This is a genomic window from Paenibacillus sp. Root52, from assembly GCF_001426865.1.
In the GTDB taxonomy this organism is placed as follows: Bacteria; Bacillota; Bacilli; order Paenibacillales; family Paenibacillaceae; genus Paenibacillus.
Genome location: NZ_LMFO01000006.1, coordinates 27,582 through 39,193 on the forward strand (window position 1 = coordinate 27,582; position 11,612 = coordinate 39,193).

The following is an 11,612-nucleotide window of genomic DNA, read 5'->3' on the forward strand; positions in this document are numbered from 1 at the left end:
TCAAAAAGTCTGCTTTTGATTACGAAGGATGCGCGAGCAGCATCTCAGCATCGAAGATGGAATTCAGCCGAAATGTCCGTTGCTCACGTAGTTTTGCCTACGCTCCGCTACTCCATTTCTATCTTCATCCCATCTTCTCGGTACTGAAAACCATCCTTTTTGAACACGCACTTCTGTGTGATCTCGGCTATATAAGTTGAATGAAAAAGGTTGACGTTCAACCGATATATGCCTGGTATGAAACGGCTGAAACGACAAAAAAGCACCCGCAAGATAGGCAATCTGCCTATTCCTGCGGGTGCTTCCCACATCAGCCGTTCTCTGGGTTCGGTGAATGATACCATTCATTCTCGAACCCAACCCTTTTTCTAATATATTCCATCATTTCTGTCTGGTCAAGTCAGATTGAACGCTAAGCACTAGCCTTGGGGAGAACCCTTCCCCTTCACATCCCCGTCACTGTCTACAGATCAACGAGTATGGCTTGCATCGCTTCAGTCAAATCTTCCTCTTTCAGCATCATATAGATGTTCTCGCCACTTACCGTGTTGAGCTTGATCTGATAAACGCTAACTGCTTCCTTGGCAAAAAAACCGGTTCGTTGACGTGTGAGGAGATCGCTAATGATTTCTTTATTTTTGGTAGCGACCTGTTTATGTCCGCCTAGATTCGCATCAATATACTCTGAGTCAGCATAGATGCTTCTTCCATTACCTCCACCATCGAACTCCTGCTTCACGAACTGTGCTGACACAATATCATCTACTGATACATTCAGCTGATCATACAACTCTTGCTGCTTCAACCACGTCAACACGCGATCATAACTAGATTTAATCTCAAAATTCCATGATGTTCGTGGAAAATTAGGATCAAGATCCGACTCCTGATTAATCTGGGCATTAGCCCAAGACTCCCACGGTGACGTCTGTTCTTCATACGTCTGATCCAAAATATCCTGCTTCAACAGGTCTAGAAAATCACGAATATGCTGTGGATTGCTAATGTATGTTTTACGCGCTCCACTTAAGTACGACCGTATGCCAATGCTCAATACATCCTCATCCAGTTTGTACGTCTTGTATTGAACCGCCTTGTAATCCTTCATCTCCCTCAGTACCGATAATTCCTGGGCGAATTCCGATTGAGGAATCTGATATCTTCGTTTCATAACTTTGCCATTAGCCAGCTCGTAGTTCACGAAAATAAACTCACTATCATCCCATTGCATATAATTCAAATTGCCTAATAGATCCAGATCAGAATCTACGATCTTATGATGGAGTGCAAGGATCGCATCAATAAATTCCGGATTATTCGAATAAAGTTTACTATCATCCGCCTTCACCATGATCCCGTTGTGATACACACGTTCATCTCCACCAAGCTTAACTTGCACAACATCTTCCTTCGCTGGCACCCTTGCGGCATAACCGTTCCAGTCCGCAACAGGGACATACAAAACTAATCCCACCACGATTCCGTACAGCGCCATCTGAGGTAGAAGCTTGCCATTCCAGATTAACCATGTCTTGCGAATCAACATTTCGGCACCAATATAACCAACGATCGCTCCCACGACATAACCGATGATGCCCCAATCTGGAGACTCTCGTGGAGCAATCCTGGTGAAGTAAGCTCCACCAATCAACACAATGGTAAACATGAATCCAAATCGGAATATCGGTTTGACCACTCTGAACGTAACCGCCTCGGTAGCTGACTCAACTTTTCTTCTCGCATAGATAACATATGATAACGCGATAAACACCACGGTAAGTACCGCATATATCACAAGCTCTGGCCACAGGATTGTGCCTGATCCTATAGATTCCATTCGAGTGATCAATGATATATCGGTACGAACAGCTCCCACTTGCTCAAAAGGAAATCCTAATAGATGCTGTTGCAAGTGAAGCTCGTATCCTCCCCAGAACACCAACGGTAACAAAATGAGTGCATATACCGTGAGCCCTTGTAGGATCGATTGACCTATACACATGCCGACAGCCACGGTCAACATGAACATAAACATCGAATAGATGCTCATGCTCAGTCCCCACATCCAGATCGCATCACCTGTGAAGATGTAGGCCGGTTCATCCAGTACACCCCATACCCAACCAGTAATTGCAGTTGTCAGCCAGATCGGAATGAGAATTAACATAAATCCGGTGAACAAATGAGCAGTTAATAGATGTTTACGCTTAAGCGGCAAACTATGATATACATCCGAGGATGCTCCAGATTGCATATAACGGAATAGAAAGAGCCCTATAGCAACTGGAAATGCGAGCGCAAGTAAGAGGTGCATCTGCCCATTCGTCTGGAACAAACTTGTAATCTCGTATGGTACTTCCCGATACTCCGTACCGATTGGCAGTGGGAGGGAAAATAACAATACAATCAGAAACAAAATGCCTAGCCACCCATGCTGCCTGAAATTTTGGAACAGGATGCCTCGGTTAAAGTATAATCGGCTGAATGTCATACCCTGCGTCCTCCATTTCATAGATAAATATCTCTTCCAGCGTCAGTGGTAGTACGTCCAGCAGATATGGATCTTGTGACTGGAACCGCTGTGTCACCGTCTCACGATTGCCTTTGACGATGAATAGCGATACACTGCCCCGCTTCTCTTCATGCAGAATGTCGATATGTTCCTCTACCGCTTGGGCATGATCAGGATGACGAAACGCAACTTGAATTTTGTGTGTATCTGCCTTCAGGTCATCTAGATCCTTCTCTACAATGATTCGGCCTTTATGCATAATAGCTACATGGTCACACAGATCCTCGATTTCCCTGAGATTATGGGAGGAGATGATGATCGTTACCTGACGATCTGCCGCCTCCTGAAACAGCAAGTTTTTGATCTGTTGTCTCATGACGGGATCGAGACCATCAATCGGCTCATCCATCAGCAATATTTCAGGCATACAGCTCAAGCCCAACCATACGGCTGCCTGACGACGCATGCCTTTGGACATGCGATGAAGCTTACGTTTCATATCGAGCTTAAATACGTTGCCTAGTTGCACGAACCGTTCCTCATTCCATCGCGGATACACAGAACGATAGAAATTCGCCATTTGATGAATGGAAGACTGCGGGAAAAAGTAAGGAGCATCTGCCATAAAAATGGTGCGACCCTTCAAGTCTAAATTCTCCACAATTTCAGTGCCATCAATGGAAACCGTGCCACTATCCTGACGATAAATGCCTGCCATAATTTTGAGCAACGACGTTTTGCCTGCTCCATTGGAGCCGAGCAACCCATAGATCGATCCTTTATGTACCTGCATCGTGACGCCATCTACTGCTTTTTCCTGTTGAAATGTTTTGACGACCTGCTTCAGCTCAATCATTCGGCTCCCCCTTTTCTATACGGGCCATCGCTTCCTGAAATAAAATCGTCATGTCGGCTTTGGTTAAGCCCGAATACGAAGCCTCTGCAATTAACTTCACCAGAGCTGCTCTAATCTCATCTCTCATGGCTGCATTCGGATGTTCCACGGAAGATGATACGAAGCTCCCTTTTCCCTGTAATGAGTAGATGTAACCTTCCCGTTCCAGTTCCCGGTATGCCTTCTGAATGGTGTTGGGATTCACCGTCAGTTGCGCGGACAGGGTGCGAACGGAAGGAAGCTGCTCATCTGGTTGGAGAACACCGTATACGATCATTTCTTTGATTTTGTCTACTAGTTGTTCATAGATCGCCTTACGGCTGCGTACATCCAATTCGAACATCCCGCACCTCCTTTCTAACAGAATAATAAGTCCAGCTGAAGAATTTCCCCTCTGAACAAAAAAACGAATGAGCATCACACTTGCCACTCCGATGGCAGTGGACTACAATGCCTTGAAGTTGATGACCGCTGACTGTATGTAATGTGATGTAACCATAATAAGGTGTATCAACTGTACTATCATTATTAATACAGTTAATACACCTTGTCAACACTTATTTTTGACATATAATCCTAGTCACGATACGATAATATGGATGTAGTGACATATTGATTTTATTTTCAAAGCATATTTCGTTATGACGCAAGTAGATACTCTAAGCTTGTCCTCCCCTTCACCCTTCCGTTAAGATAGACATATGACATATTCAGCACTTCACAAGGGAGAAGACTTGAATGAATGAGCATAATTCAGCATTAAACGATACAGAACATATGAATGTTCCCAATGCATCTCTAGTTTCGCGTGTATTAATTGTCACTGCCGTAGATGTAGAGAAAGAAGCTATTCTTCGCGGACTGGGAGACAAAGCCGCGGACATGTTTGACGTGATCGCTGCGGGTGTCGGCCCCGCCTCCGCAGCGGCAGGAACGGCTGCAGCGCTCGCCTTAGCGGCCGCGTCTGCAAGCCGTTTGAAGGCGCCGGCGGTTGCCACGGCGCCTGATCTTGCTACGCCGCCGCCACCTGCTGCGGCTGCCGTAGACCCTGCTCTGGCGCAAGGTGCCACCGCGCCAGAGCAACCCGATGCGGCACAGGCATCTGCCGCATCAACAGCGCCGGGGCTGCTTGCCGGAACCGGCCTGACCTCAGCGTACACGCTGGTGGTCAGTGCCGGCATCGGCGGCGGCTTCCCCGGCGTGGCGGACGTCGGCTCCCTCGTGGTAGCCGACGCCATGGTTGCTGCCGATCTGGGCTCGCAAGCGCCAGACGGCTTTCTCTCTGTGGACGAGCTCGGATTCGGCTCGTCCCGGGTTGCGGCGGACGCAGCGCTTGCCGTCCGCCTGCGTGATGCGCTGAAGCGAGCTGGGCACGCTGTCAGCGGAGGCACTGCGGTCACCGTGTCCACGGCGACCGGAACAGCCGAGACGGCCGCGGAGCTATTGCGCCGCGTGCCGGATGCCGCCGCCGAAGGCATGGAAGGCTTCGGCGTAGCAACGGCTGCTCAGCAGTTCGGTGTGCCTGCACTCGAACTGCGTAGCATATCTAACGCGGTCGGTCCACGCGACCGCGATGCTTGGCGCATCAAGGATGCATTAGATGCGCTCCAGGCGGCAAGTTCCATTTTACGGGAGGTACTTACATCATGAAAATTGCATTTTCACCGTGTCCCAATGACACGTTTATCTTTCACGCATGGGTGCATGGTCTAATTCCAGGAGCACCTGAGTTGGATGTTCGCTACGCGGATATCGATATTACGAATGGTCTCGCTGCGAGCCCGATTGGCCCGGAGATCCCGGATGTAATGAAAATTTCCTATGCGGCTTTGCCGTATGTGCTGGATAAATATGCGTTGCTGCCTGCTGGCGGTGCGCTCGGCAGAGGTTGTGGCCCACTTGTGTTAACGGCGAGTGGCACGACAGATCCCGCTTATCTCTCGGGACGACGAGTTGCTGTACCTAGCGAACGCTCAACCGCCTATATGTTATTCCGACTCTGGGCTGCACAGAACGTTCCCGGTGGTGTCGGTGAGATCGTTGTGATGCCATTTGATCAGATTATGCCTGCTGTCCGCGATGGCCTCATTGATGCAGGATTGGTCATTCATGAAGCACGCTTCACTTATCAAAACTATGACCTCAAATTAATGACCGATCTCGGCAATTGGTGGGAAGAGGATACAGGTCTGCCTATTCCACTCGGAGCGATCATCGCTCGCCGTGATCTGGACGCTCAAGCACTGGCTGGATGGGCTCGCGCCTCAGTGGAATACGCCTGGGCACACCCGGATGCATCCAAAGCCTACGTGATGGAACATGCTCAAGAAATGGATCCTGACGTAGCTGCACAGCATATTGATCTGTATGTAAATGAGTTCAGTGCCAACCTTGGCGATGATGGTTACGGTGCAATAACTGCACTGCTGGGAAGAGCGATGAAGGAAGGGCTTGTACCTGAATTCGACCTAAGTCTACTGCGAATCTAGAGAATGTCTCCAAGCTCGCTGAAGTTCATCATGAATTAAATTTATTTGACTGTGTACAGAATATCCTGTACCCACTCAGCAGAAAGGTTCCCAACTCTCACGTACAACGTGGAATTGGGAACCTTTCTTTTATGCATTATACGAATCCGTGTTCATACATACGTTCAGTTGCTTCAATCAGGATAAATTCAACTAAGACTCACTATCCTTTTGCAGTGTGCACCACGGTGCGGATCATCACCTGCAACCCGTCCAACATCATACTTATCGGCAAAGAAGGCACAGCAGGCTGCAGCACAGCCATCTCCGTTGAAGCAGGGAAATGGACGAATCCCGCACGGATCGGCAGCTCTTCCAGACGAATCCAATCCAGCACACGATACATCGTATTGTTACAAATGTAAGTCCCGGCTGTATTGGATACAGCTGCTGGGATACCTGCTGCGGTTAGCTCATTCACCATAGAACGGATCGGCAGGGTAGAAAATAACCCATCTGGACCGTCTGCACGAATTGGCTCGTCCACAGGGCGCTGTCCCTGATTATCAGCGTAAGAGCTTGGCGGAATATCCTTAACGTTTACAGCAATGCGTTCTGGTGTAATCGCTGTTCTGCCTTTTGCCAGTCCACAAGCGATGACCACATCCGGCTTATACGCCTGCATCTCCGTGATCAGAAGATCAGCACATTCGTCAAAGTGTACAGGCAGCAGCACCGTCTTCAGCTCCGCTCCCTCCACCTTTTCCTGTGTAAGAGCTTCCATTAGTTCAGACGTGGGATTCACTGCATCACCACCAAAAGGTTCAAATCCAGAAATTAAAATTTTCAGCATGATTCCTTCACTCCTACTCGTTGTACGCTATATCTGGTTCGAAACGTTTTCGGTTCGTTCAACATCAACGATTATTCAAACTTATAACGCAGTCCCCACTGCGCACGAATCGTATCCATCAGTTTCATAATTTCCAATGACTCGTCCAGCGGTATGGTTGGACTTTCTGTTTTGCCTTCCAAGATGCAACGTCCCGCTTCTTCTGCCTCGAACGCATAGCCAATGCTTGTACGCTCATCGGTGAACTTCTCAGGCTCATCTTGTCCATTTACATGCAGATACGCTTCCTTCCCTGCGAGGAAGAACGGTAACCGGATGTATCCTTCTGTACCATAAATGACTGCTTCATTGCTTAGGTTCAAACGAATAGCTCCATGCAGTGAGGCTGAACGTCCCTCGGAATAAGACAACAATACAGAAAATTGTTCATCAACGCCGGTCTCTCCAATGTTCGCGGTACTCCACACATGCTGTGGCTGCTCGCCAAAGATCATTGAAGCGAATGAAATAGGATACACTCCTGCATCAAGCAGTGCTCCACCGCCCAGTTCTGGATTCAGCAATCTGCCCTCTGGCTCCCAGCCAATACGGAATCCGAAGTCTGCTTTTACCAGACGTACATCACCAATTCGTCCCTCCGCAATCCACTGTTTGGCTTGCACAATCGGTGGTAGAAAACGTGTCCACATGCCTTCCATTAAGAAAAGCTTGTTCTCACGCGCTGTCTCAACAAGTTGCTCTAGCTGACGGCCATTCATTGTAAAAGGCTTCTCGCACAGCACGGCTTTCCCCGCTTCCAGACATGCAAGCACATTCTCCTTATGGAATGGATGCGGTGTAGCGACATAAATGATATCCAACTCCGGATCTTGCAGCATCTCTTGGTAGGTGCCATAGCTGCGTTCAAACCCATATTCCGCCGCAAACGAATCTGCGCTTTCCTGCGTCCGAGAACCCACTGCCGCCTTCACAGCATTGCCCGCATGATTCAGATCCTTCGCAAATTGCGATGCGATCCAGCCTGTGCCCATAATGCCCCACTTCACTTTGTCCGTTCCAGCAACTCCTGTCATTTGAAAGCCTCCCTAATGCTCTATTCGGTAAAAATTGACCTTTTTCATGCAATGGAAACGTTAACTCTCCTTTATTTTACCAAAAAGAATCCGCTACGTCAGAACATGGTTTCATTCTCACGTTAAGAAACTATACCCTAAACAAAAAACCTCTGCTAGGCACGGAAAAAGTTCGAATCAGACCATGAACTCCACTGCGTTAGCAAGGTTTTTGTTTTGTTTTATTTTTGGGCAGATATCATTTCCATTTCCCATCAAAACAACGATATGATGTAGTCCTCTATTCTGGATCATAAAGCGATCATAACGTACACACAACAATCTCAATATCCGTCTCAGCAAATGTATCCTGAATAATTGTCCGTACCTTCTCCCATTTCAATCGATCCAGTCCACATCCAATCTGTGGCATGGCTAGCTTGCGAATTCCTTGAGCGACACATACGCTATGCATGGATTCTACTGCACGGGTAAAGGACTGATATGTCGGCTTATTCGAGAACTTCGCCTTCGTGACCAAGTTCAAAGTTCGCCCTACTGGATAACATGTTCCGATCTCCAGAGGTTCTTGCTTCGCTTGCTCCTGTAGTCCCTCTAGTCCGAATCGTTGTCTAAACTGAACCGCAATCCCTGCCCCCATACGAGCATCGGCTGAAATACAATGTGCTAGCGAATAGTCTTCATCCATGGCGAATAAATCCTGCTGTATCTCCCTAAACTCCATACTGATTCTCTACCTCCCAATAATAGGTTATGCTCCAGCGAAACGCTGCTGAAATGCATTCAACGTCGACTGCTCTTTGGTTCGATCAAAGATAGCAAATACGATTCGTTCGAATGCCTCTCGATCATGTTCTTGTACCAATACATCATGGAAAAACTTCGCGACCTGCAAAGGATCATTCCGAAATACGCCACAGCCAAATGCCCCCAGTACAATGGTACGATGTCTATGTGCGATTGCTACGTCCAAAATGTACCGAATCCGTTGCTTCATGACCGACTCGATCACTTGATCATCAGCTTCTTCTCGCGCTCTCACAACACCCGCATTGACGGCTGGAGCGGTAATAAATGCTGCACAATACGGCTTAACTAACAATCGATCTTGATCATCACGAATTACTGGAACCGCAGGTGAATAGATCATATGATCCGAGTATAGACAGGTTCGCAGCTTCCGATTATGTTCATACATCTCTGTCATCTGCGCAATGCATGGGTACAGCCCTGTTGCACGTGCCAGACTTTCCTCCTGAGCTTGACTCCCTCCAAGGAATCCACCGCCGGGGTTTTTGGCTGAAGCAAAGTTCAGGCAGACAACATCCTTCCACTGCTCATCCGTCACAAGACGTGCAGCAGCCGCAAGTGTTGTTTCTCCCGTAACTTCGATGACAGTACTGGATGGGTTAGCTGATGGAGACACCCGTTCCCGCTGATCCTTGAGTGTTTGCAGCTCTGCTGGTCGGTATAACACTGAATGCTGGATGGCATATTGCATATCCTCATCGATCCTTACGTTCCGATCATATGAATTGACATAGCTTCCCTGCTCGAGAATAGCTAACGTTTCATGGGCAATACGCGATCTGCTTGCGCGTTGATTCTTCGGTTGGTTATGAGTCGTTCTTGTATGACTATGCTGGCTAGGATTCGTTTTGCTGTTGGTACTCAAGTTCTGTTTATGTTCACTCATGTGTATCACTTCCACTTTCTATGTTCTCTCTCAACTGGGTAAGAATCTCGCCTAACCAGTTCGTTCCTCTCCACGTTCTTCGATTCCGAATTCGTGGGTCTTCTTCCGCTAAGCCTACTCCCCAGATTCGGTCATCTGGACTTGCTTCTACAAGGGTTGTGCCACGAGTAGCCAGCAATGCTTCCAGTAGAACGTCATTCTGCGTGAATTTCGCTTCATTCCCCTCATAAACGATGCGCTTGCACTCCGCTTCCCAGACCGTCTGGTTGAAGTTAGCAACCTGTCTGCCTAGTTTTTTTTGCACAGATGCGGAGCTTGATTTCAGTATTTTATCTGCAATAGCCTGATCTCCGAACAATAGTGCTTTCTGGTGCATCATGTATTGCTCCGCGCTAGTATAAGGTACACCGTTCACTACAAAATCTGCGGGATGCCACTGGGAGAACGGCGATGCTGTGCGCCAGAAGAAAGTAAACTTCTCCATTGTAATCTCCTCCTTTCTCTAGATATAATACTCCACTTAAATCCGTCTACTTACGTTGCAGGCCGATCAGGATTCAACCGATATAAGCGGGATGGACGATGTCCTGCACTGCCTGTATATTCCCCCGTCTCTACGACCCAGTCCGCAATTTTACGCCGAAAAGCAGCCGCCAGCAGCTTTTTGCCACCGATAATTTCGTATACTTTCTGTAATGCCGTTAGTGTAAACGTGTCGGGCATGAGATTAAATGCAATGTCTGTATACTCCACCTTCGAGCGCAGACGCTCCAGGGCATACAAAATAATCTTGGCATGATCAAAGGCAATTCCCTGCGCTTCCACCACCCGTATGCTATTGCTCCGTACTCGCCCTTCTATCGATTCCTTGGTTTCGATCACAGCCGATAACTCCTCAGTTCCATTCATCAAAATCAACTGAATCCGTCGCTCGGTTATTCGCCCATGCTCGTGGATATGGCGCTTCTCCTCCACCAGTCGCTGCTCCATTCGGAACCAGTCCGCTTCGCTTGCATCATCACCAGCTTCCAGCTCTAGCTCACTGCTATCCACTAATGCCATATAGGAACAACTGATGACACGTGTACGAGGATCACGGCGGACATCTCCCCAGGTGTATAGTTGTTCCAAATAGATGTTGTCTAATCCAGTCTCTGTGTATAGCTCCCTGCGCGCAGCTTCTTCCAGAGACTCATCCATGGATACGAATCCTCCCGGGAGTGCCCACTGCCCCAGATAGGGATGCCCTCCTCGTCGAATCATTAAGAGCTGAAGTGCAGGCTCTGCAAGTTTACGATAATTGGACTGTGTCTCATTGCGAATCGTAAATACAAGCATATCGACGGTGACCGAAGGACGCTCGTAATCCTCCACGTTATAGGTTGCTAGAAACTGTTGCTCACTCATTTGCTCATGCTTTTGCTCTTCACTTCTTGAACCGTCCACCAGAAGAACCCCCATGTACTTTATATTGAAAAAAATACTCCGGTTTGTTATTAACATTTTGTTATTAACATTAAGATAATATCAATTTAACATATCGATCTCGCTCGAGTCAATATTTCCCATGCCTAAGCGTTGAACCGAAATAAGTAGTAAAATCCCTTGACCTTATGTCAAATCAAACTTATCATTTAGTTAGTCGACTAACTAAAAGGATGGAAACGTATGAATCCAGCACGTAATGAACGGCTAATGGGACAGCTATCCGAACTCGTCAAGCTTCAGCGTTACAAAATTCATGAGAGGCTTGTTAACCACCCCGAGCTGTATCCCGGTCAGCCTCCCCTTCTATTCCAGTTGGAACGTGAAGACGGCCAGACTCAGAAACATCTAGCTGAACAGCTTCGGCGCACACCGGCTACCGTAACCGTGATGCTGAAGAGGATGGAAACATCGGGCTATGTAAGACGGGAACCCGATCCGAAGGATCAGCGAAGTCTACGGGTGTACCTCACGGATCTTGGGCGCACTGCACTGCATGACCTAAGAGAGGTATTCCAAGAGCTGGAGGAACAGGCTCAGAAAGGCTTCACCCCCGAAGAATCACAGATGATGTCTACGCTCGCGCAGCGTATGGTGCAGAATTTACGTGATATTTAATGTAGTTACTAG

The 11,612-nt window shown here is 47.9% G+C and carries 13 protein-coding genes; 3 read left to right on the forward strand and 10 right to left on the reverse strand.

All coding sequences use genetic code 11. The features are described from left to right. Positions 1 to 463: 463 nt before the first annotated feature. The 4 genes from ASD24_RS08640 to ASD24_RS31405 all read right to left on the reverse strand — a co-directional run bounded on the left by ASD24_RS08640 (position 464) and on the right by ASD24_RS31405 (position 4,588). A complete protein-coding gene (locus ASD24_RS08640; RefSeq protein ID WP_056694480.1) occupies positions 464 to 2,491 on the reverse strand; it encodes a hypothetical protein in 2,028 nt (675 codons plus the stop codon). Continuing rightward, a complete protein-coding gene (locus tag ASD24_RS08645) occupies positions 2,466 to 3,368 on the reverse strand; it encodes an ABC transporter ATP-binding protein (RefSeq protein ID WP_056694482.1) in 903 nt (300 codons plus the stop codon). The genes ASD24_RS08640 and ASD24_RS08645 overlap by 26 nt, the downstream gene beginning before the upstream one ends. Beyond that, positions 3,361 to 3,750 carry a GntR family transcriptional regulator gene (locus tag ASD24_RS08650; protein ID WP_056694484.1) on the reverse strand — a complete coding sequence of 130 codons (390 nt, stop codon included), beginning with the start codon at positions 3,748 to 3,750 and terminating at the stop codon, positions 3,361 to 3,363. Before ASD24_RS08650 ends, ASD24_RS08645 begins: the two co-directional genes overlap by 8 nt. A gap of 367 nt (positions 3,751 to 4,117) precedes the next feature. Continuing rightward, positions 4,118 to 4,588: a hypothetical protein gene (locus tag ASD24_RS31405; RefSeq protein ID WP_327205237.1), complete on the reverse strand. Its 471-nt coding sequence runs from the start codon at positions 4,586 to 4,588 to the stop codon at positions 4,118 to 4,120. Between ASD24_RS31405 and ASD24_RS31410 the strand changes: the two genes are divergently transcribed. After that, a complete protein-coding gene (locus ASD24_RS31410; RefSeq protein ID WP_327205236.1) occupies positions 4,551 to 5,057 on the forward strand; it encodes a futalosine hydrolase in 507 nt (168 codons plus the stop codon). The two genes, ASD24_RS31405 and ASD24_RS31410, sit on opposite strands and share 38 nt — an antisense overlap. Next, complete coding sequence (locus ASD24_RS08660; protein ID WP_056694485.1) at positions 5,054 to 5,896, forward strand: 1,4-dihydroxy-6-naphthoate synthase; 843 nt, start codon at positions 5,054 to 5,056, stop codon at positions 5,894 to 5,896. The genes ASD24_RS31410 and ASD24_RS08660 overlap by 4 nt, the downstream gene beginning before the upstream one ends. Positions 5,897 to 6,098: 202 nt before the next feature. Here ASD24_RS08660 and pcp read toward each other — a convergent pair whose 3' ends face one another. From pcp to ASD24_RS08690, 6 genes are all read right to left on the reverse strand, one after another. Next, the gene (pcp, locus tag ASD24_RS08665; RefSeq protein WP_056694488.1) at positions 6,099 to 6,728 is read right to left on the reverse strand and encodes a pyroglutamyl-peptidase I; all 630 of its coding nucleotides are present in this window, start codon (positions 6,726 to 6,728) and stop codon (positions 6,099 to 6,101) included. A 71-nt stretch (positions 6,729 to 6,799) separates the two neighbouring features. Beyond that, positions 6,800 to 7,801 (reverse strand): Gfo/Idh/MocA family protein, encoded by a 1,002-nt coding sequence (locus ASD24_RS08670; protein WP_056694491.1) that lies wholly within the window; start codon positions 7,799 to 7,801, stop codon positions 6,800 to 6,802. A 301-nt stretch (positions 7,802 to 8,102) separates the two neighbouring features. Next, positions 8,103 to 8,525, reverse strand: a complete 423-nt coding sequence (locus ASD24_RS08675) for a macro domain-containing protein (protein WP_056694494.1) — start codon at positions 8,523 to 8,525, stop codon at positions 8,103 to 8,105. Positions 8,526 to 8,552: 27 nt separating this feature from the next. Further along, the gene (locus ASD24_RS08680; protein WP_082560338.1) at positions 8,553 to 9,497 is read right to left on the reverse strand and encodes a TIGR02452 family protein; all 945 of its coding nucleotides are present in this window, start codon (positions 9,495 to 9,497) and stop codon (positions 8,553 to 8,555) included. Beyond that, complete coding sequence (locus ASD24_RS08685; RefSeq protein ID WP_056694496.1) at positions 9,490 to 9,981, reverse strand: NADAR family protein; 492 nt, start codon at positions 9,979 to 9,981, stop codon at positions 9,490 to 9,492. The genes ASD24_RS08680 and ASD24_RS08685 overlap by 8 nt, the downstream gene beginning before the upstream one ends. Positions 9,982 to 10,031: 50 nt before the next feature. Then, positions 10,032 to 10,904 (reverse strand): NUDIX hydrolase, encoded by an 873-nt coding sequence (locus ASD24_RS08690; RefSeq protein WP_235540479.1) that lies wholly within the window; start codon positions 10,902 to 10,904, stop codon positions 10,032 to 10,034. Between the two features lie 261 nt (positions 10,905 to 11,165). On the opposite strand from ASD24_RS08690, the gene ASD24_RS08695 reads away from it, so the two are divergent. Continuing rightward, positions 11,166 to 11,600 (forward strand): MarR family winged helix-turn-helix transcriptional regulator, encoded by a 435-nt coding sequence (locus ASD24_RS08695; protein WP_056694501.1) that lies wholly within the window; start codon positions 11,166 to 11,168, stop codon positions 11,598 to 11,600. The last annotated feature ends 12 nt before the right edge of the window (positions 11,601 to 11,612 follow it).